The 21,278-nt window shown below is 63.1% G+C and carries 14 protein-coding genes and 1 pseudogene; 8 read left to right on the forward strand and 7 right to left on the reverse strand.

Annotation, left to right across the window (positions count from 1 at the left end):
- Positions 1-62 precede the first annotated feature (62 nt).
- The gene (gene gltA, locus HW090_RS03525) at positions 63-1,334 is read left to right on the forward strand and encodes a citrate synthase (protein ID WP_179112180.1); all 1,272 of its coding nucleotides are present in this window, start codon (positions 63-65) and stop codon (positions 1,332-1,334) included.
- A gap of 87 nt (positions 1,335-1,421) precedes the next feature.
- Here the strand turns inward: gltA and HW090_RS03530 are convergent, their stop codons facing one another.
- On the reverse strand, positions 1,422-1,673 hold the full coding sequence (locus tag HW090_RS03530) for a YkgJ family cysteine cluster protein (protein ID WP_179112181.1): 252 nt from the start codon (positions 1,671-1,673) through the stop codon (positions 1,422-1,424).
- Between the two features lie 320 nt (positions 1,674-1,993).
- On the opposite strand from HW090_RS03530, the gene HW090_RS03535 reads away from it, so the two are divergent.
- The 7 genes from HW090_RS03535 (at position 1,994) to HW090_RS03565 (ending at position 12,667) form a co-directional block, all read left to right on the forward strand.
- Positions 1,994-3,337: an imelysin family protein gene (locus HW090_RS03535; protein WP_179112182.1), complete on the forward strand. Its 1,344-nt coding sequence runs from the start codon at positions 1,994-1,996 to the stop codon at positions 3,335-3,337.
- Between the two features lie 160 nt (positions 3,338-3,497).
- Positions 3,498-4,916, forward strand: a complete 1,419-nt coding sequence (locus HW090_RS03540) for a di-heme oxidoredictase family protein (protein ID WP_179112183.1) — start codon at positions 3,498-3,500, stop codon at positions 4,914-4,916.
- A 26-nt stretch (positions 4,917-4,942) separates the two neighbouring features.
- The gene (locus HW090_RS03545; RefSeq protein WP_179112184.1) at positions 4,943-6,022 is read left to right on the forward strand and encodes an imelysin family protein; all 1,080 of its coding nucleotides are present in this window, start codon (positions 4,943-4,945) and stop codon (positions 6,020-6,022) included.
- Positions 6,023-7,117 carry a DUF1513 domain-containing protein gene (locus HW090_RS03550; protein ID WP_179112185.1) on the forward strand — a complete coding sequence of 365 codons (1,095 nt, stop codon included), beginning with the start codon at positions 6,023-6,025 and terminating at the stop codon, positions 7,115-7,117.
- A gap of 159 nt (positions 7,118-7,276) precedes the next feature.
- On the forward strand, positions 7,277-8,407 hold the full coding sequence (locus HW090_RS03555) for an efflux RND transporter periplasmic adaptor subunit (RefSeq protein WP_179112186.1): 1,131 nt from the start codon (positions 7,277-7,279) through the stop codon (positions 8,405-8,407).
- A gap of 5 nt (positions 8,408-8,412) precedes the next feature.
- The gene (locus HW090_RS03560; RefSeq protein WP_179112187.1) at positions 8,413-11,463 is read left to right on the forward strand and encodes a multidrug efflux RND transporter permease subunit; all 3,051 of its coding nucleotides are present in this window, start codon (positions 8,413-8,415) and stop codon (positions 11,461-11,463) included.
- Between the two features lie 199 nt (positions 11,464-11,662).
- Positions 11,663-12,667: a DUF4105 domain-containing protein gene (locus tag HW090_RS03565; RefSeq protein WP_179112188.1), complete on the forward strand. Its 1,005-nt coding sequence runs from the start codon at positions 11,663-11,665 to the stop codon at positions 12,665-12,667.
- A 32-nt stretch (positions 12,668-12,699) separates the two neighbouring features.
- Here the strand turns inward: HW090_RS03565 and HW090_RS03570 are convergent, their stop codons facing one another.
- From HW090_RS03570 to HW090_RS03590, 6 genes and pseudogenes are all read right to left on the reverse strand, one after another.
- On the reverse strand, positions 12,700-12,873 hold the full coding sequence (locus HW090_RS03570; protein WP_179112189.1) for a hypothetical protein: 174 nt from the start codon (positions 12,871-12,873) through the stop codon (positions 12,700-12,702).
- A gap of 52 nt (positions 12,874-12,925) precedes the next feature.
- Positions 12,926-14,845: a triacylglycerol lipase gene (locus HW090_RS03575; RefSeq protein ID WP_306299184.1), complete on the reverse strand. Its 1,920-nt coding sequence runs from the start codon at positions 14,843-14,845 to the stop codon at positions 12,926-12,928.
- A 213-nt stretch (positions 14,846-15,058) separates the two neighbouring features.
- Positions 15,059-16,222 (reverse strand): type III PLP-dependent enzyme, encoded by a 1,164-nt coding sequence (locus tag HW090_RS03580; protein ID WP_179112190.1) that lies wholly within the window; start codon positions 16,220-16,222, stop codon positions 15,059-15,061.
- A 726-nt stretch (positions 16,223-16,948) separates the two neighbouring features.
- Positions 16,949-17,812, reverse strand: coding sequence for a methyl-accepting chemotaxis protein (locus HW090_RS18080; protein WP_373416379.1), 864 nt, complete (start codon positions 17,810-17,812; stop codon positions 16,949-16,951).
- Between the two features lie 42 nt (positions 17,813-17,854).
- A pseudogene (locus HW090_RS18085) lies at positions 17,855-18,613 on the reverse strand (MCP four helix bundle domain-containing protein); the annotation flags it as partial.
- Positions 18,614-18,735: 122 nt separating this feature from the next.
- Entirely contained in the window at positions 18,736-21,267 is a 2,532-nt protein-coding gene (locus tag HW090_RS03590) for a sulfite reductase flavoprotein subunit alpha (protein WP_179112191.1), read from the reverse strand.
- Positions 21,268-21,278 lie beyond the last annotated feature (11 nt).

The following is a 21,278-nucleotide window of genomic DNA, read 5'->3' on the forward strand; positions in this document are numbered from 1 at the left end:
TAGTGATGCGGGCCCTGCGTGGGGGGCCATGATGATTCCAAGCATAAAACAGGAGGCCGTACATGGCTGACAAGAAAGCGCAGTTGATCATCGAGGGCGCAGCCCCCGTGGAACTGCCCGTATTATCCGGCACCGTCGGACCTGACGTGATCGACGTTCGAGGCCTCACCGCCACTGGTCGCTTCACCTTCGACCCCGGTTTCATGTCGACCGCCTCTTGCGAGTCCCAGATCACCTACATCGACGGTGACAAAGGCATCCTGCTGCACCGCGGCTACCCCATCGAGCAACTGGCCGAGAAAGCCGACTACCTCGAAACCTGCTACCTGCTGCTCAACGGCGAACTGCCGACCGCAGAGGAAAAGGCCAAGTTCGTCAGCACCATCCAGAACCACACCATGGTTCACGAACAACTGAAGTCGTTCCTCAACGGCTTCCGCCGCGATGCCCACCCGATGGCCATCATGTGCGGCATCGTAGGCGCCCTCTCCGCCTTCTACCATGACTCCCTCGACATCAACGACCCCAAGCATCGCGAAATCTCCGCGCATCGCCTGGTCGCCAAGATGCCGACCATCGCCGCCATGGTCTACAAGTACTCCATCGGCCAGCCGATCATGTATCCGCGCAACGACCTGAACTACGCGGAAAACTTCCTCCACATGATGTTCAACACACCATGCGAGAGCAAGCCGATCAGCCCGGTACTGGCCAAGGCCATGGATCGAATCTTCATCCTGCACGCCGATCACGAGCAGAACGCTTCCACCTCCACCGTGCGCCTGGCCGGTTCGACCGGTGCCAACCCGTTCGCCTGTATCGCAGCCGGTATCGCCGCACTGTGGGGCCCGGCACACGGCGGCGCCAACGAAGCGGTGCTGACCATGCTGGATGAGATCGGCGACGTATCGAACATCGAGAAATTCCTGGCCAAGGCCAAGGACAAGAACGATCCGTTCAAGCTGATGGGCTTCGGCCACCGCGTCTACAAGAACTTCGACCCACGCGCCAAGGTCATGAAACAGACCTGCGACGAAGTCCTTGCCGAGCTGGGCATCGAGGATCCGCAACTCGAACTGGCCATGAAGCTGGAAGAGATCGCTCTGAAAGACCCCTACTTCGCCGAGCGTAACCTGTACCCGAACGTCGACTTCTACTCGGGCATCATCCTCAAAGCCATCGGCATCCCGACCAGCATGTTCACCGTGATCTTCGCCCTGTCGCGCACGGTCGGCTGGATCTCCCACTGGAAAGAAATGATCGCCAGCGGCCAGAAAATCGGCCGCCCGCGTCAACTGTATACAGGTCACGCAAAACGCGACCTGAATCGCTGAGCGGACACGACCCGCTGAAAGCGAAAGGCTGCCCTCGGGCAGCCTTTTTCATTTCTGTCGACGACCAGCACAACACCGCGTCCCCCATCAAAGCGTCGCTTGTTCCAACCAGCCCAACAGTCTGATCGCCTCTCCCCGCTCATTCCCGCAAACGACGGGGTCGGCCTCGAAGTGGCCGCACACGTCCGGTCGCTCAGGGCGCCCGAAGAGCTCGCACAGGTTCTCCAGGGACAGATGAAAGCAACGCACACCCGCCGGCTTTCCTTGCGGATGCCCAGGCAAGACGGAGGAGATGGAGGGAGCGATACAGCAGGCACCGCATCCGGGGCGACATTTCATCGTGAGGACATCCAGATAGATCTGGCATATTTTGCCGCCGATTTCCTGCCACCCTCAAGTACCGTACAGCCGCCACAGCAGCCCGGTATCTCCACACGAAACACACTGAACGAATACAGAGGCCATCACCTCATCTAACCTTTGCACAAAACGAAAATCTTTCGCATCATGCCAGGCTCGTTCACGCCTCGACCTGGATCGCCGTCCACTGCAGGCAGTGCTTGCAAGAGCACACCCTAGCGGAGCACCTGAACGTATCAGGCGCGAAAGGACATTCAGCTTCCAGGCATCTACATCACGCTAAAGCAAAGGAACCCGCCATGCCACGTACTCCTATCTGGGCCACTGCCAGCCTGCTTGCCGTCGCCATCACCCTTGCGGGTTGCGGCGAAGAAAAACAGGCCGCCCCACAGCCCACGGAATCGCAGCCGGCCACCCAGAGCCAGAGCGAAGCGGCGACCCCTTCGGCACACTATGACGAGCAGGCCGCCCAGGCAGTCGTCCGTCACTACGCCGAGATTGCCCACGCAGCCTTCAGCGATGCCCACAGCACCAGCCTCAAGCTGCAAGAAGCCGTGCAAGCCCTGATCGCAGCGCCGAGCGAAGCGACCCTGCAAGCCGCCAAGGATGCCTGGCTGGCCGCGCGCATTCCCTACATGCAGACGGAAGTCTTCCGCTTTGGCAACACCCTGGTCGACGACTGGGAAGGACAGGTCAATGCCTGGCCCCTGGACGAAGGCCTGATCGACTACGTTGAGGGCGACTACCAGCATGCTCTGGGCAACCCTGGCGCCACGGCCAATATCATCGCCAACACCAGCATCCAGGTCGGCGAAGACACCATCGACGTCACCGAGATCACCGCCGAGACGCTCGCCAGCCTCAACGAACTGGCCGGCTCCGAAGCCAACGTCGCCACCGGCTACCACGCCATCGAGTTCCTGCTCTGGGGCCAGGACCTGAACGGCACCGAACCCGGCGCGGGTCAGCGCCCCTACACCGACTACCTCACAGGAGAAGGCGCCACCGGTGGCAGCAACGAACGCCGCCGCACCTACCTGCAAGTGGTGTCGGATCTGCTGGTCGCCGACCTGGCGGAAATGACCGCACAATGGACAGCGGGCGATGCCGACAACTACCGCGCCAGCCTGGAAGCCGAGCCGGTCGAGAACGGCCTGCGCAAGATTCTCTTCGGTATGGGCAGCCTGTCCTTGGGCGAACTGGCTGGCGAACGCATGAAGGTATCGCTGGAGGCCAACTCCACCGAGGACGAGCACGACTGCTTCAGCGACAACACCCATAACTCGCACTTCTATAACGGCCTGGGCATCCGCAATGTCTACTTGGGCGAATACAAGAAAGTGGACGGCAGCACGCTCAGCGGCCCAAGCCTCTCCTCGCTGGTAGAAGCGAAGAACGCCCAGGCGGACACCACCCTCAAGGCCGACCTGAACGAAACCCAGGCCAAACTGCAGGTGCTGGTCGATAGCGCGAACAACGGTGAAGCCTTCGATCAGCTGATCGCATCGGGCAATACCGCCGGCAACCAGAAAGTCAGCGACGCCATCGCCGCACTGGTCAAGCAGACTGCCGCAATCGAACAAGCCGCTGCGGCACTGGGGATCAGCGACCTCAACCCGGACACCGCCGATCACGAGTTCTGATCGAAGGTTGTCTACACCAGGCTGTGGCGCCATGCCGCAGCCTGGCCGCCCGCCCTGCGGGCAATCGCCGCATCACACCACTTCCCATATGAATACGACTTTCATTTCTCCCCTGGCAGCCTGTTACCATCGCACCCCGTCCAGGTACAGGTGAAACCAGATGCACCCGCTGTCGCTTTTCGTTCGCGCCCTCGCCCTGCCTCTATTGCTGGTGGCCTGTGATCGAAGCGACCTCGACTTCAGCCAGGCCGAGCCCGGCGAAGCGCTTTCGGGCGGTGCCACGACCGTGACGAGATTCGACCGCAACGCCTTCTCCATGCCATCGGCCAACCTGGCACCGACACGGCGGCTGGACTTCAGCGTCGGCAACAGCTTCTTCCGCAATCCCTGGGTCATGGCCCCCGCCTCGACCACCGCCCGCGACGGCCTGGGTCCGTTGTTCAACACCAATGCCTGCCAGAGCTGCCATATAAAGGATGGGCGTGGTCACCCGCCGTCCTCCGATGCGAGCAATGCGGTCTCCATGCTGGTGCGGCTTTCCATCCCCGCCACGGCGGAACATGAACAGTTGCTCAAACAACGCGGGATCGTCCCCGAGCCCACCTATGGTGGCCAGTTGCAGGATATGGCCGTGCCCAGTGTCACACCGGAAGGCAAGGTCCGGCTGGGCTACACCACCCATGAAGTCAGCTTCGAGGACGGTTACAGGGTCGAATTGCAGAAGCCCGAACTGGCGATCACCGAACTGGGCTACGGCCCCATGCACCCACAGACGCTCTTTTCCGTCCGCGTGGCGCCGCCGATGATCGGCCTGGGCCTGCTGGAGGCCATTCCCGAAGCAGCGATACTCGCCAATGCCGATCCGGACGATGCCAATGGCGACGGTATTTCCGGACGCCCGAACTGGGTCCACGACCATCACAGCGGCGCAACGGTCCTCGGTCGCTTTGGCTGGAAAGCCGGACAATCCAGCCTGCGCCAGCAGAATGCCGATGCCTTCTTCAACGACATGGGCCTCAGCACCCACCTGTTCAGTGGCAGCAGTTGCACCGAACGCCAGACGACATGCCTGGCCATGCCCGACGGAGGCAGCCCGGAAGTCAGTGACAACATTCTCGACCTGGTGACCTTCTACACCCGCAACCTGGGCGTGCCGGCGCGACGAGACGTCGACGCCCCCCAGGTACTGGCCGGCAAACGCCTTTTCCACCAGGCCGGCTGCGCCAGTTGCCACATCCCGACATTCACCACAGCCGCCGATGCCGCCGAGCCGGAACTTGCCAATCAGGTGATACGTCCCTACACCGACCTGCTACTGCATGACATGGGAGAGGGACTGGCGGACAATCGCCCGGAGTTCATGGCCAGCGGCCGCGAGTGGCGAACCCCGCCACTCTGGGGTATCGGCCTGACGCAGCGCGTCAGCGGCCATACGCGCTTCCTGCATGACGGGCGGGCGCGCAACCTGCTCGAAGCCATCCTCTGGCACGCCGGCGAAGCCGAGCGTGCCAGACAGACCGTACTCACGTTTGACCAGGACCAGCGCCAGGCGCTGCTGGCCTTTCTCGAATCACTCTGACAGTTATATGCCTTGCCGAGGACACCATGATCCGAACGAAAACGCTCTGCACCGCTCTCTCCGCCAGCGCGCTGGGATTGCTACTGACAGCCTGTGGCGAATCCGACCCTCTTGCCACCACCAGCAAGGCATTGGCTGATGGCGTCCTGCTGCCGGGCTACAGCCAGTGGGCCAAGAACGACCGGGCACTGGCCGAGAGCGCTACGGCGTTCTGCGACGGCAGCCAGGCACTGAGCGAAGCGCGCCAGCACTTCCTTACCGCCCAGGCCGACTGGTCCTACCTTCAAGCCATGCAGATCGGCCCCATGGCCGAAGGCAATCGGGCCTGGCAAGTGCAGTTCTGGCCGGACAAGAAGAACCTCGTTGCCCGCCAGGTCGGCGCCCTGCTGAAGAAAAACCCCGACCTGACCCAGGCCGACCTGGAGCGAGCCAGCGTCGTCGTCCAGGGCTTGAGCGCCTACGAGTATGTGCTGTTCGACCCGGCCATCAACCTGGAAAACCCCGAGGAAAAGCGCCACTACTGCGCTCTTCTGGTCGCGGTAGGCCAACATCAGCAAAAACTGGCCGAGTCCATCCTGACGCAATGGCAAGACAAGGCCGGCATGCATGAGCAACTCGTACAATTCCCCAATGAGCGTTATGCCGAAGCCAGCGAAGCCATCGCCGACATCCTGCGCACACAGGTAACGGCTCTCGATGGCCTGAAGAAGAAGCTGGGCGCACCCATGGGCCGCCAGAGCAAGGGTATCCCCCAGCCCTACCAGGCTGAATCCTGGCGCAGCGACAGGACCCTTGCCAATATCCGCGCCACCCTCGAAGGCTCGCTCGCCCTCTGGCAGGGCGAACCGGAAGGCAGCGGCCTGAAGCAACTGCTCGGCGACGATCAGAAAGCACTGGCCGAGCGCATCGACAACGCCTATGCCACGACCCGCAGCCGTCTCGACGCCCTGGAACAACCCTTCGTGCAACTGCTCGCCGACGAGAATGGACGTGCGGCCCTGAACAGCCTGTACGACGCCATCAACGGCTTGCACCGCCTGCACCAGAGCGACCTGTCCGCGGCACTGGGTATCCAGATCGGTTTCAACGCACACGATGGTGACTGAATGAAACGCCGTACATTCCTTGGCGCCGGCAGTGCCCTGCTGGCGCTTGGCGCACTCGGTGGCTGGGCGCTGTCCAGGCACGATGGCCAGCCGCTGCTGCTGTCGGCGCGCAACGACAGCCAGGGTCGGCACTATGCCGTTGGCTATCGACTCGACGGCAGCCAGGTGTTCGCCACGCCGGTCGCGGAGCGTTGCCACGATGTCTACGTGCATCCGCAGCGCCCCCTCGCCGTCTTCGTCGGGCGCCGCCCGAGCCGGGAGAGCTACCTGGTCGACTTGCGCGACGGCAAGCTGCTGCAAGTCCTGCAGTCACCCGAGCACCGGCACTTCTACGGTCATGGCGTGTTCCACGACAGTGGCGACTGGTTCTACACCACCGATAACGACACGAGCGAACCCGGCCGAGGCGTACTCGGCGTATACCGCGTGCACGAAGACCGCCTGGAACGGGTCGACGAGCGCTCGACCCACGGCGTAGGCCCGCACCAGTTGCTGTGGATGCCGGACCGGGAGACCCTGGTCGTCGCCAATGGTGGCATTCGCACCGAAGCGGACAGCCGCGAGATGATGAACCTCGATGCCATGGAGCCCAGCCTGGTGCTGATGAATCGCGATGGCACCCTGCTCAGCAAGGAACGGTTGCCAGAGCGCATGAACAGCGTGCGTCACCTCGCGGTGGCCGCCGATGGCACCGTGGTGTCCGGCCAGCAGTACGAAGGCGACCCGATGGACAGCGTCCCGCTGCTCGCGATCAAGCGTCCGGGCCAGGAGTTCCAGCCCTTCCCGCTCGCCGATGCGCAACGCCAGACCATGAACCAGTACACAGCCAGCCTGGCCATCAACGATTCGCTGCGCCTGCTGGCCGTCACCGCACCACGCGGCAACCGCGTGTTCTTCTGGGACCTGGACAGCACGCGGCTGGTGCATGAAGCCAACCTCCCCGATTGTGCCGGCGTGGCAGCCATCGACCAGGGCTTTATCGTCAGTTCGGGTCAGGGTCGCTGTCGTCGCTACGACTGGCAGTCGGGGCGCATGCAGGTCACTCCGCTGGCACTGCCCGCCGGGCTCTGGGACAACCACTTGCGCCTGGGCTGAAACACCTGTCCGCGGGCACCGGGCACGTCATTAACCCAGCATTCGGGTTGGTTTTGACTTGCCCTGCGCCTGCGCTTATCGTGCTCGGTCTTGAGCTGTCGGAAAGTCCACCGGACAACAACACAGTCAGAACTTCACACACACCAAGGAAACCGGAATATGTTGCGCCGCATGCTTTTCATGCTGGGCGCGGTGATCGTGGTCGTATTGATCCTCGCCGCTATCAAGTTCAAATCCGTCCAGCAACAGATCGCACAGTTCCAGGCTCCCAAGCCGGCCATCAGTGTGGAAGTGGTGGAGTCACGCCAGCAGGACTGGCAAGGCCGCCTGCCCGCCATCGGCACGCTCAAGGCCTCGCAAGGTATCGACCTGTCGGTGGAAATCGCCGGCACGGTCAGCCAGGTGCAGTTCCGCTCCGGTGAAAAGGTCAGCAAGGACCAGCCCATCGTGCTGCTCGACAGCCTGGTCGAACAGGCCAACCTGGCCAGCGCCGAGGCCGACCTCGACCTGGCACGGGTCGAGTTCCAGCGCGCCCGCAGCCTGGTCGAGCGCCAGGCCATTTCGCGCAGCGAGTTCGACCGTCTCAATGCCCAGTTGCAGAGAAGCAACGCCAGCGTTGCCCAGCTCAAGGCGACCCTGCAGAAGAAGCGCATCCTCGCGCCCTTCTCCGGCACCATCGGTATCCGCCAGGTGGACGTCGGTGACTTCATCGCCGCCGGCACGCCAATCGCCACCCTGCAGGACCTCTCCACCCTCTTCGTCGACTTCTTCCTGGCCGAACAGCAAGTGCCGCAGTTGGCGCTGGGCCAGACCGTCGAGGTGAAGGTCGCGGCCTACCCGGGGGAAACCTTCCCCGGCAAGATCACCGCCATCAACCCGAAGGTCGAGACCACCACGCGCAACGTGCAGGTCCGCGCCGAGCTGGAAAACCCCGAAGAGCGCCTGCTGCCCGGCATGTTCGCCGACCTGCAGGTGCTGCTGCCCGGCAGCGAGCAGCGCATCGTCGTACCGGAAACCGCCGTCACCTACACCCTTTATGGCAATTCGGTCCTGCTCGCCAAGACCGGTGAGGCACCGGAGGGCCAGGACAGCAAGGAACCCTACCTGACCGCCGAGCGTCGTTTCGTCGAGACCGGCGAGCGTCGTAATGGCCTGATCGTCATCCTGAAAGGTCTGGAAAGCGGCGAACAGGTCATCACCTCGGGCCAGCTCAAGCTCGATAACGGTGCCCATGTGCGCATCGCCGAGCAGAACCGCCTGCGCACCGCCACCGAGCCGCAGGGGAACTGATCGCCATGGCTTTCACCGATCCTTTCATCCGACGCCCGGTACTGGCCAGTGTCGTCAGCCTGCTGCTGGTGCTGCTGGGCTTCCAGGCCTTCAACAGCCTGACGATCCGCCAGTACCCGCAGATCGAGAGCGCGCTGATCACCATCAGCACGGCCTATCCGGGTGCCAACGCGGAAACCATCCAGGGCTATATCACCCAGCCGCTGCAACAAAGCCTGGCCAGTGCCGAAGGCATCGACTACATGACCTCGGTCAGCCAGCAGAACGTGTCGATGATCTCCGTCTATGCCCGCATTGGCGCAGACAGCGACCGTCTCTACACCGAACTGCTGAGCAAGGCCAACTCGGTCAAGAACCAGTTGCCGCAGAATGCCGAAGACCCGGTGCTGAACAAGGAAGCGGCCGACTCCACGGCGCTGATGTACATCAGCTTCCACAGCGAGCAGTTGAACAACCCGCAGATCACCGACTACCTGTCGCGTGTGATCCAGCCCAAGCTGGCCACCCTGCCCGGCATGGCCGAGGCGGAAATCCTCGGTAACCAGGTGTTCGCCATGCGCCTGTGGCTGGACCCGGTGAAGCTGGCCGCCTACGGCGTCAGCGCCAGTGACGTCAGCGATGCGGTGCGCAAGTACAACTTCCTCTCCGCCGCAGGCGAGGTGAAGGGCCAGTACGTGGTCACCAGCATCAATGCCGACACCGAGTTGAAATCCCCCGAGGCCTTCGCCGCGATCCCGCTGAAGACCGACGGCGATAGCCGCGTCCTGCTCGGCGATGTCGCCCGCGTGGAAATGGGCGCCGAAAGCTACAACTCGATCAGTTCCTTCGATGGCATTCCCTCGGTCTATATCGGCATCAAGGGCACGCCCAGCGCCAACCCACTGGACGTCATCCGGGAAGTGCGGGCGATCATGCCGGAGCTGGAAGCCCAGTTGCCGCCGAACCTGAACGTCTCCATCGCCTATGACGGCACGCGCTTCATCCAGGCGTCCATCGACGAAGTGATCAAGACCCTGATCGAAGCGATCCTGATCGTCATCGTGGTGGTGTTCCTGTTCCTCGGCGCGCTGCGCTCGGTGATCATCCCGGTGGTGACCATTCCGCTGTCGATGATCGGCGTGCTGTTCTTCATGCAGATGATGGGCTACTCGATCAACCTGCTGACCCTGCTCGCCATGGTGCTGGCCATCGGCCTGGTGGTGGACGATGCGATCGTGGTGGTGGAGAACATCCACCGGCACATCGAGGAAGGCAAGACGCCGTTCGACGCAGCCATCGAAGGTGCCCGGGAGATTGCCATACCGGTCATTTCCATGACCATCACCCTCGCCGCCGTGTATGCCCCGATCGGCTTCCTGCAAGGCCTGACCGGCGCACTGTTCAAGGAATTCGCCCTGACGCTGGCCGGTGCGGTGGTCATCTCCGGCGTGGTGGCGCTGACCCTGTCGCCGATGATGTGCTCGCGCCTGCTGCGCCACGAGGAGAACCCCTCGGGCCTGGCGCACCGCCTCGACAGCATTTTCGAGAAACTCAAGGGCCGCTACCAGCGCGCCCTGCACGGCACGCTGAATGCCCGTCCGGTGGTGGTGGTGTTCGCTCTGCTGATCATGGCGCTGATCCCGCTGCTGCTGATGTTCACCCAGAGCGAGCTGGCGCCCGAGGAAGACCAGGGCGTGGTGTTCATGATGGCCAAGGCGCCGCAGCCGACCAACCTCGACTACCTGAACACCTATACCGACGAATTCATCGCCATCTTCAAGGACTTCCCCGAGTACTACTCGTCGTTCCAGATCAATGGCTTCGATGGAGTACAGAGCGGTATCGGCGGCATGCTGCTGAAGCCCTGGGACGAGCGCCAGCGCACGCAGATGGAGATACTGCCCGAGGTGCAGAAACGCCTGGACCAGATTCCCGGCCTGCAGATCTTCAGCTTCAACCTGCCATCGCTGCCCGGCACCGGGGAGGGCCTGCCCTTCCAGTTCGCCGTCACCACCGCCAGCGACTACGAGTCGCTGCTGCAAGTGACCGAGCGCATCAAGGCCAAGGCCGAGGCCACCGGCAAGTTCGCCATCCTCAACGTCGACCTCGCCTTCGACAAGCCGGAAGTCGTGGTCGAGATCGACCGCGAGAAGGCCGCGCAGATGGGCGTGTCGATGGAAGACCTCGGTGCCACCCTGGCCACCCTGCTGGGCGAGAGCGAAATCAACCGTTTCACCATCGAGGGCCGCAGCTACAAGGTCATCGCCCAGGTCGAACGGGAATTCCGCGACAACCCCGACTGGCTGAGCAACTACTACGTGAAGAACGAGCAGGGACAGATGCTGCCCCTGTCGACCCTGATCACCGTGCGCGAAGAAGCCCGCCCGACCCGCCTCAAGCAGTTCCAGCAGCTCAACTCGGCGATGATCGAGGGTTTCCCGCTGGTCAGCATGGGCGACGCCATCGAGACGGTACGCAGCATCGCGCAGGAGGAAGCGCCGCAAGGCTTTACCTTCGACTATGCCGGCTCGTCGCGCCAGTTCATCCAGGAAGGCAACGCGCTGTTCGTCACCTTCGCCCTGGCCCTGGCCATCATCTACCTGGTGCTGGCGGCGCAGTTCGAAAGCTTCCGTGACCCGCTGGTGATCCTGGTGACCGTGCCGCTGTCGATCTGCGGGGCGCTGATTCCGCTGTTCCTCGGGCTGTCGACCATGAACATCTACACCCAGGTCGGCCTGGTGACGCTGATCGGCCTGATCAGCAAGCACGGCATCCTCATCGTCGAGTTCGCCAACCAGTTGCGCCGGGAGAAAGGCCTGAGCGTGCGCGAAGCCGTGGAAGAAGCGGCCGCCATTCGCCTGCGCCCGGTGCTGATGACCACCGCCGCCATGGTATTCGGCATGGTGCCGCTGATCTTCGCCACCGGCGCCGGCGCCGTCAGCCGCTTCGACATCGGCCTGGTGATCGCCACCGGCATGTCGGTGGGCACCGCCTTCACGCTGTTCGTGCTGCCGACGGTCTACACACTGCTGGCCCATGCCGACCAACCGCAGGACGCGAAACCGGCAACAGTCTGAGCGATCTGGCCTTGAATGCATGGGAGTGGCCCATCCGGTCATTCCCATGCAATCGGGAATTGCGCGATGAGTGATACTTCACCTACCTGGGTCCCTGCCTGCGCGGGGACGACAGGGCGCTGGAATCTGCACAGACCGTCCCGATGGCCCTGACCTGAAACCAGAAGAACACCTGTTCATCCCCTGAAAAGGAAGCCCCATGCCCGGCCCGATCCTTCGCCACTGGCTGACGCGCAGCCTGCTTTCCCTGCTGATCCTCCTGTGCAGCCTGTGGGGCGGGTTCGCGCTCTATTACCGACTGCCGCTGGAAGCCGCACTGAAAACGGTCGTGCTCATCGTACTGGCGCTGGCAGTGCTGGCCGCCCTGGCGTCCCTGTGGCGCAACGGCTGGCGGGGTCTGGTGGGCTTTATCCTCGGTTTCGCCATCCTGCAGTTCTGGTGGAACAGCCTCGCCCCCTCCAACGAGCGGGACTGGGCCGACGACGTCATGTTCATGGCCCAGGGCCAGATCGAAGGCAACATCGTCACCCTGCCCCATGTGCGCAACTTCGACTGGCGCAGCGACGAGGACTACACGCCGCGCTGGGAAAGCCGTCGCTACGACCTGGACAAACTGGCCTCGGTCGACCTGATCACTTCCTACTGGGGGATGCCAGCCATCGCCCACGTGCTGGTGTCGTTCGGCTTCGAGACCGGTGAGTTCGTCACCTTCTCGGTGGAAATCCGCAAGGAGCGCCATGAGCGCTACTCGGAGATCGGCGGATTCTTCAAGGAGTTCGAACTGAGCATCATCGCCGCCGACGAACGCGACGTGGTGCGCGTACGCAGCAATGTGCGCGACGAAGACGAATACCTGTACCGGGTGGACATGCCCAAGGACGTCATGCGCTCGCTGTTCCTGTCCTATGTCGGGCAAGCCAACGAGCTGGTGCGCAAGCCGCGCTTCTACCACACGGTCACGGCCAACTGCACCACCCTGGTGTTCGGCATGATGCAGCACATCGTCGGCGGCCTGCCGCTGGACTACCGCCTGCTGCTCAGCGGCTACCTGCCTGAATACGTGTATGCCCTGGACGGCTTCACACCCGGCGTCGCACTGGAGCAGCTACGCGAACGTGGCCGGCTGACCGACCGAGCCCGCGCCAGCACGGACAGCGAGAATTTCTCGCAGGTCATCCGCCAGGGCGTTCCCGGCTGGGAATGACGCTCAGGGGTGCGCCAGACGCGCACCTCACCTCAGGGCAGGATCTTGATCGCTTCCAGAATCCGGTAGCCGATGATGCTCAGCATGCACAGCGTGCCGAGCCACAGCAGCAGGACGCCGAATGGCTGGTCGCGTCGGGTGAAGCCTACGCCCAGCAATACCATGCCCAGGCAAAGAATCCCGAGCGTGACCCAGAGTGCGTGCATATCCATTTCCCTTCCCCTTCTTCTCGATGCAAGACGGTCTGCTTGCCTACGGTCAGCGCGTGGCCTGGGTCGGTGTTGGCGCGCTGTGCGCACCACCGTCCTCGACCAGGCTCTGGTGCAATATCCGGCGAATCTCCAGGATCGCCTCGGGCGTCTCCTGGACACTGTGCCAGGAGGCGATCACCTTTTCCGAAACAGCCCCCTCCAGATGGGAGCTGCTGTAAGGCACGACGCCATCGCTCGACTCCAGCAAGGCCAGCTTCGGCGTGTCGTTGCCCATGATGCTGTGATAGCGAACGGACGGCGCAATCGGCATCTGTGCCGACAGCTTGACGAACGGGTCCTGGTCGCTGAGGTTGTCGATACTGTTCAACGGCCGTAGCAGCGAGGCCGGCGGTGCCGCCCCCGGATCGACGACCAGTTGCGCGATGTTCTTGAAGCGCCCGAGCACCGACACCGGCAGCCGTACCATCCCCGCCGCCCAGCGCGAAACACGGTTCTCGGCGAACGGTGTGCCACGGTGCGGCGCCGCGACGAAGACCGCCCGGCTCACCTGGGGCAAAGGCTCGAAACTCAGGTAATCGTCGAGTTCCTTCCTGACGCGCCGGAAGCGCGCGTCATCCAGCTTGTAGCTGCTTCTGAAACTGCTCCACAGCAGTTCCTCCGAAGAAGACACCATCAACCGCGACAGCACGCCGCCCATACTGTGCCCGATCAGCACGACATCCTGCGAGGCGACAGACGAGGCCTCGGGATCGAAGTGACGCAGGGTTTCGTTCACTGCCTTGCGGATGGCGGCATTGTTGAACACCAGCGGGGCGTTGGTCGGGTAGTAGACCTGCCATATCTGGTAGTTCTGCCGCAGCGTCTCGTCGCCCAGTACTTCGTTGGCCACATTGATCCAGGCCTCGGGGCTGCTGGCCAGGCCGTGCAGCATGATGATCACGCGGCGGTCCGGGTCATACGGCTGCATCAGGTAGACACGCGGCTCCTCCAGCGGCTCACCACGCCCGACCAGCGTCAGCAGGGACTGGGCAGCGAACCCCGAACGGGCCAGCCAGAGCCCGTAGCCGGACGTAAAATTGGCCGCCAGCGGCACCTCGCGCCCGGACAGGCGCACACTGTCCTGCCGGTAGGGGTCGTACCCCATCAGGCGCGCTTCGCGGACGCTCAGAACTTCGTCCAGGCTCTCACCCGGAAAGCTCATGACCCCGGTAATCGCCGGGAACGGCGTTTCACTGTAGGGCACCGCCGCGCTGTCGCGCCCCACCACGCGCCGCGCCGTCACCGCCACCAGTTCGGCGCCGAAACCAGCGCGCCGATATTGGTTACGCAACCCGGCGAACGACAGCGAGGATGCAGGAATCAGCTCTTTCGGCAGGTCACGCCCATTGGCCAGACGCACGTCGGCCATGTCGCCGCTGACGCTCCACTTGCCGGCCGATACGCTGAAATCCCCACTTTCGCGTGCTGCCGGCGGGTGCCCGCGATAGCGCTCGAACAACCGGGTGATCGCCTGCTGCACAGCGAAGTTGTAGTAGTCGCGCACCTGTGTCTGTCGGTCCTCGAAAGCCCGTTGCTCCGGCTCGCGCTCGCTGAAAAACAGGTAGGCATAGGCATGCCGGGCACTCTCCATATAGGCATCGAGCACCTCATCGGCCTGCTGGCTCTCCTGACGCTCCAGGCGCAAGGCCCTCTGCAACCACAACTCGGATAACGCCGACAGGCGCCGCTCGGCACGCAGTCCATCGGTATCCGCCAGCCGCTCCAGGCAGGAAGGCTCGCCCTCGGACGCACGGCAACGGAAGTCAGCGATACCGACCACCTGCAAGGCACTGACGGTGGCGCTGCTCAGTTCGCCGGTGGTCAGGACATCGCCACGGCGCTGGGCCATGTAATCGGACGTACTGAGGGAGGACACCTTGACGCCGGCACAGCCGGACAACAGCAGTGCCAGCAGCAGAAATTTCACGGGACGGAATGCAACCACGATGATTCAGCTTTCTCGATCGAATGACAGGCAAGGGCCAGCGCCCATGGACGAAAGACGCAATGGTACGCCAAGACGGTCAGCCAGGCGCGCAGCACTGCAAATTGCAACGAATGCCCGGCTGTAACGAAACGGCCCCGGCGTCGCAGGACGCCAGGGCCGTCAATACAGCCATGCCGGAGCATGGCTGGCAGATCAGATATAGAACGCTTTCAGTGGCGGGAAGCCATTGAATTCCACCGCGCTGTAGCTGGTGGTGTAGGCCCCGGTGGACAGCCAGTACAGGCGATCACCGCTGGACAGGTTGAGCGGCAGGCCATACTTGTAGTTCTCGTACATGATATCGGCGCTGTCGCAGGTCGGCCCGGCGATCACCACTTCTTCCAGCTCGCCCTTCTTCTCGGTCCAGATGGGGAACTTGATCGCTTCGTCCATGGTTTCGATCAGGCCGCTGAACTTGCCCACATCGGTATAGACCCAGCGCTCGACGGCAGTACGCGACTTGCGCGCCACCAGCACCACTTCACTGACCAGGATGCCGGAGTTGGCGATCAGCGAACGGCCCGGCTCCAGGATGATTTCCGGCAGTTCGTCACCGAAGTCTTCCTTGAGGAAACGGGTGATTTCCTCGGCATAGGTCTGCAGGTCATTGGTGCGCTGGATGTAGTTGGCCGGGAAGCCACCACCCATGTTGATCATCTGCAGGGTGATACCGTCTTCTTCCTTGAGGCGCTCGAAAATCACCTTGACCTTGGCAATGGCGGCGTCCCAGACGTCGATGTCACGCTGCTGCGAACCGACGTGGAAGGAAATGCCATAAGGCACCAGCTTCAGTTGCTTGGCCAGGATCAGCAGGTCGAGGGCCATGTCCGGGTTGCAGCCGAACTTGCGCGACAGCGGCCAGTCGGCGGAGTTGGAGCCTTCGGTCAGGATGCGCACATAGATCTTCGAACCCGGCGCGGCCTTGGCGATATTGCGCAGATCGGCCTCGGAGTCGGTGGCGAACAGGCGCACGCCCTTCTCGTAGAAATGGCGGATGTCCTTGGACTTCTTGATGGTGTTGCCGTAGCTGATGCGATCAGCGCTGACGCCGGCGCCCATGACCTTGTCCAGCTCGTAGATCGACGCGATGTCGAAGTTCGAACCCTTGTCGCGCAGCAGCTCGGTGATCTCGATCGCCGGGTTGGCCTTGACCGCGTAGTAGACCTTGGCGAACGGGAAATAACCCACCAGGTCATCGTAGGCCTGGCTGATGGTCGCGGTATCGATGACCACGAAGGGGGTTTCCTGCTGGTCGGCGAACGCCTTCATTTTCTGGAAGGTTGCGCGCGGGAAATAGTCTTCGACCTTGATCGACATAAAGTAAGGAGCTCCAAACGGGAAAACACAAGTCGGATGAGGGGTACAGCCCGAACGTCCCATCAGTTTCCCCACTTTGGTTCGCCTACTTCCCAAGGCATGTCGCCGAGTATTACCAGGGGTAATCTCTCGTCGTCAGTACTTGAGCCGGATGGATCGTTGCCAGCATGGACGTTCGGTCGCGAACTTTAGAGCCAAGAAACTCCGAGATCAATCAAAAAACGTCCCATGGAGACTTTTTGATGACTCCCGCAACCCTGCACCCGGAAGCGGCGTTTACGGAGTCCGGCCCACAGGGAAACCGCCGGCCTCCAATCCGGCCCCACACCGCAGCGGCACAGCGTTTGCGCAGTACAGACTGAAGTAAAACAATGACAACCCGATGAAGCCCCGCGTGCCCGCCGCTTGTCGGTGCGGCCAGGGAACATAAGACCTCGCTGGCCATAAGTCCGCGCACCTGGGTTCCCGCCTTAGCGCACTGCTGTCCAGTACGCCTTTTACCTAACCCACGATACGGTGGCCTTGCGCTTATCGTTCCTGTGCAAATGCCAGGTGGTGGGATGGGGCATCCGCACAGCCGCCTGCCGCAGTGACTGTAGAAAAAGCTCGTTGCTCATAAGCCCGCGTACCTAGGCTCCCGCCTACGCGGGAGCGACGGTGTTGTGGCTTTTTCTCATAGTCACTTCAATATTTGCCGCGAGAGCGAACAGCCCTGAAAACATCCCCCTACAGGCGGAACATCTTCACCAGCCGTTGCAGGTTCCCGGCGAGTTGCGACAGTTCCTTGCTGGTCTGCACGTTCTGCCGCGAGGCCTCGCTGGTTTCCTCGGCGATCTGGCTGACATTGGTGACATTGCGGTTGATTTCCTCGGCCACCGCGCTCTGCTCTTCCGCCGCCGAGGCGATCATCGCGTTCATGTCGTTGATCGTGGTCACCGACGCGGTGATCTGATCCAGCATATGCCCGGCGGTGCTCACCTGCTCCTTGCCGACCTGGGCCTTGCTGCGGCTGCTGTCCATCACCGAGACGGCATTCGCCGCGCCCGCCTGCAACTTCTCGATCATCGACTGGATTTCACTGGTCGATTGCTGGGTGCGCGAGGCCAGCGTGCGCACCTCGTCGGCGACCACGGCAAAACCTCGGCCCTGCTCACCCGCCCGGGCCGCCTCGATGGCCGCATTCAGCGCCAGCAAGTTGGTCTGCTCGGCGATACTGCGAATGACGTCCACCACCGAACTGATGTTGACGCTGTCCTGCTCCAGCTCATGAATGACCTGCGATGCCCTGTCGACTTCCTCGGCCAGGGATTCGATCGCCGAAACGGTCTGCGCGACCACCGCCCGGCCGCTGATGGCCTGCTGGTCCGCTTCGGAAGCCGCATGCGCGGCACTGGCTGCGTTGCCGGCGACATCCTGCACCGTCGCCGACATTTCGTGCATCGCCGTCGCCACCTGGTCGGTTTCCAGTTGCTGGCGCGCGATCCCGCTGCCGGTCTGGGCGCTGACGGTCGCGGTCTGGGTCGCGGCGGCCGCCAGTTGCTCCACCGCCGCCGCCAGTTCCTGCACGGTATTCTGGAAGCGCATCGCCATCTCGTTGAAGGCCTTGGCGATCAGACCGATCTCATCGCCACCGTCATAACGCACCCGAGCCTGCAAGTTGCCCTCGGCCAACTCCTCGGCGGCACGCTCCACGGCCCAGACGCCGCGCACGATTCCGCTGATGGTGGTCCTGGCCATGCAGAACACCACCACCAGCGCCACCAGCAAGGCACCGACCAGGCTGTACAGCAGCGTCATAAAGCGTTTTTCCGCCGCGTCATACAGGGTCTGCGCGGAGGCCTGGTACTGACTGCTCAACTCCCGGGCGCTCGCATAGGCGGAATTGAACGCGGGGTTCAGGCTGCTCAACAGAATGCTGTTGCCCTCACCGAAACGTCCCTGCCGCATGCTTTCCAGCACCGGGGGCACACTCTGGGTGTAGGACTGCAACTGCCGGATGAACAGCTCGTTCTGGGTCTTCACCGCCGGATCGATCCGCTCCTGATCCGCCAGGGCGGCTTGCAACCGCTCGATACGGGCCAGGCTCTCGAGTACCGCATCGAAATGCATGTTCACCGGATGGTCATGGGCCTTTTCGAACTCACTTCCGGGTTGGTGCTGCAACGCCAGCAAGAGCTGCACCCGCGACTGCTGCATCTGATTGGTGATATCGCCCAACTGGTCGGTCGGCAGCAGGTTGCGCTGGTACAGGCTGATGAGAGCCTCGTTGCCCGTGCGCATCCCGTTCAGCGAAGCGCCGGTCAAGGCGACAATAAGACAGCAAAGCAATCCCACCAGCGCGATCAGACGAAACTTGATGGAGAAACGATTCAAACCTGCACACACGTTCATGACACCAGCCACTACCTGCAACAATGATTCGATAATGCTATCAAGGGCCCTGCGCCAATCCCTTGATCCAGCGCAGCCAGCCTCATGCTGTCAGACAATGACGGCTGGCCACCGCCGGAAAATCAGTAGACATCCCGCCGGTAGCGCCCATCCTCGATAAGCGCCTGCACACCCTCTGCCCCCAGCACCTCGCGCAACGCCTCATCGACACCTGCCGCCATGCCAGCCAGACTGCCGCAGACATACAGCAGCGCGCCCTCGGCGAGCCACGCCTGCAAACGCTCGGACCGCTGCCGCAGCAGGTCCTGGACGTACACCTTGTCGACCTGGTCGCGGGAAAACGCCAGGTCCAGATGTTGCAGCTCACCGTTTTCCAGCGCAGCTTCCAGCTCCGCCCCACAGAAGAAGTCATGGGCACGTTGACGCTCGCCGAACAACAGCCAGTTGCGCCGCTGCCCGGCCAGCGCACGTGCCCGCAACAGCGAACGCAGCCCGGCCAGACCGGTGCCATTGCCGATCAGGATCAGCGGCGAATCGTCATCCGGTAGATGGAAGCCACTGTTACGGCGCACCCGCCCCGACACCTGGCCCTCCAGGGGCAGGTAGGCCGTCAGCCAGCCTGACCCCAACCCCAGGCTGCCATCGCTGCGATGTTCCTGGCGCACGATCAGTTCCAGCACACCATCGGCGGCCACCGACGCGATCGAATATTCGCGTGCACCCAGCGGCACCAGCGTATCGACCAGCGCCTGGGCATGCAGGCCGACCAGATGGCTGAAGGTGTCCGGTAACTGACGCTCGCACAGCGCCTCGGCCAGGCTCGGTTGCAACCCGTCCAGCTCCACCGGGAGCGTGCCGTCGAGGCCATGCTGGCGCAGCCATTCGTCGACCCGCGCCTGCGGGTGACGCGGGCGAATCTCCAGAATGTCGCCCGCCTCCCAGGTCGTAAGTGCTGGCGGTGCCAGCGCCACCTGGAAGACCGGCGCGCCCTGGCTCGCGGGGTTGAGGCACTGCCGTTGCAACAGCGTCCAGTTGCTCCAGGGTCGCTCCTCGAACACCAGTGGCGCAGTGCCGGTCAATTCGCCCAGTTGCTGACGCCAGTGCTGCAAGGCAGCTACGTCCTCGCCGTCGACCTCGACACGCTCGAACAGGCTGCGCGCCCCCTGCCGTCCCAGCCAGTCATCGACACGCCGGGCGAAACCGCAGAAGTGCGGGTATTGCCGGTCACCCAGCGCCAGCAGCGCATAGTTCAATTGCTCCAGCGGCAAGGCGGCTGCAAGCACCCTGCGCTCGAAACCCAGGGCACTGTCCGGCGCCTCGCCATCGCCGAAGGTGCTGAGCACGAACACCGCATTGCGCGCCTGGCGCAGGTTGTCGTCGTCGATGCGCGACAGCGGTTCGACGCGAACCGGAAGACCTGCCGCCTGCAACTGGCTGGCGCTCTGCCAGGCCAATTGCTCGGCATAGCCGCTCTGGCTGGCAAAACCCACCAGCCAGCCATCCGCCGATACGTCCCCGCTCAGACCGCCCCGCGCCAGCCGCACCGCCTTCTTCTTGCGGCGGCGGTCCAGGTAGAGCAGCCAGCCGGTGATAAAGAACAACGGCATGGCCGCGCTGGCCAGAAACATCAGGATTCGCCCGGGCAAGCCAAAGTATTCGCCCACGTGCAGGGCATAGACACTGGCCAACAGCCGCGCCTTGAAGCTCTTGTCGGTATAACGCTCGTGCTGTCGCACCGCCCCGTTCTGGGGGTCGATCTGCAACTGGTTGAAGGCCCGTACATGCTCGGCATCGTGGAGGATGTAGAACACCGTGGCCGGCTGCCCCGCCTCTGCCGGCAGGCGCAGGTTCCAGGCGGCCATGTCCGCCCCCACGGCCTGCCTGACCGACAGCCAGAGCGCCGCGGGGTCGACTTCGGGCGGCGTAGCATCCGGAGTGCTGCGCTCGCCTCGACGACCACCGCCGTCACGCTGCTCGGCCGGCGCATCCGACAATAGCCGGGTCAGCCCGTCGCGATACCAACCATACGACCAGTACAAACCGGTCAGGGCCGCACACAGATAGAACAGCAACACCCAAGTGCCGATCACCGCATGCAGGTCCCAGTTGAAGGCGCGCCCGGTCTTCGACCAGTCCAGGGTCAGCCAGTTACGCCAGTTGCCCACCTGGCGCGGCCAGCGCAAGTAAAGACCGGACAGGCAGAAAAAGATCAGCGCCAGGGTACTGGCCGCCGTGATCTGCCTGCCGATATCGCCCAGCGCCAGCCAGCGGTGCAGTTCCATCACCAGACGAAAGAAGCCCTGCCCGACCGGCTCGGCCATTGCCTCGGCGGTGTAAGGGTCGACATAACGCACCGGTCCACGACGCTCTCCCGCAGGCACGCTGAGGAAAACCCTGGCCGGTCCTTCGTAACGGGCATCCATCCATATCCCGCTGACCTTGTCGCCCGTGTCCGCCTCGACCTTCGCTATCAGCTCGGCCGGCTCCAATCGACCGCTTTCGCTCACCTGCACCTGCCAGCGGTCGGCATTGATCAGGCGCATGATCTCGCCTTCGAAGCTGTAGAGGGCGCCGGTCACCCCCATGATCGCCAACACCAGCCCGGCACTGATGCCGAAGAACCAGTGCAACTGAAACATTATTTTCTTGAACACGATGACACTGC

The sequence above is a fragment of the Pseudomonas sp. ABC1 genome, assembly GCF_013395055.1.
Lineage (GTDB): Bacteria > Pseudomonadota > Gammaproteobacteria > Pseudomonadales > Pseudomonadaceae > Stutzerimonas.

Coding starts and splice junctions, on each gene's coding strand:
- gltA (WP_179112180.1), top strand. CDS start 63: ATGGCTGACAAGAAAGCGCAGTTGATCATCGAGGGCGCAGCCCCCGTG.
- HW090_RS03530 (WP_179112181.1), bottom strand. CDS start 1,673: ATGAAATGTCGCCCCGGATGCGGTGCCTGCTGTATCGCTCCCTCCATC.
- HW090_RS03535 (WP_179112182.1), top strand. CDS start 1,994: ATGCCACGTACTCCTATCTGGGCCACTGCCAGCCTGCTTGCCGTCGCC.
- HW090_RS03540 (WP_179112183.1), top strand. CDS start 3,498: ATGCACCCGCTGTCGCTTTTCGTTCGCGCCCTCGCCCTGCCTCTATTG.
- HW090_RS03545 (WP_179112184.1), top strand. CDS start 4,943: ATGATCCGAACGAAAACGCTCTGCACCGCTCTCTCCGCCAGCGCGCTG.
- HW090_RS03550 (WP_179112185.1), top strand. CDS start 6,023: ATGAAACGCCGTACATTCCTTGGCGCCGGCAGTGCCCTGCTGGCGCTT.
- HW090_RS03555 (WP_179112186.1), top strand. CDS start 7,277: ATGTTGCGCCGCATGCTTTTCATGCTGGGCGCGGTGATCGTGGTCGTA.
- HW090_RS03560 (WP_179112187.1), top strand. CDS start 8,413: ATGGCTTTCACCGATCCTTTCATCCGACGCCCGGTACTGGCCAGTGTC.
- HW090_RS03565 (WP_179112188.1), top strand. CDS start 11,663: ATGCCCGGCCCGATCCTTCGCCACTGGCTGACGCGCAGCCTGCTTTCC.
- HW090_RS03570 (WP_179112189.1), bottom strand. CDS start 12,873: ATGCACGCACTCTGGGTCACGCTCGGGATTCTTTGCCTGGGCATGGTA.
- HW090_RS03580 (WP_179112190.1), bottom strand. CDS start 16,222: ATGTCGATCAAGGTCGAAGACTATTTCCCGCGCGCAACCTTCCAGAAA.
- HW090_RS18080 (WP_373416379.1), bottom strand. CDS start 17,812: ATGGCGATGCGCTTCCAGAATACCGTGCAGGAACTGGCGGCGGCGGTG.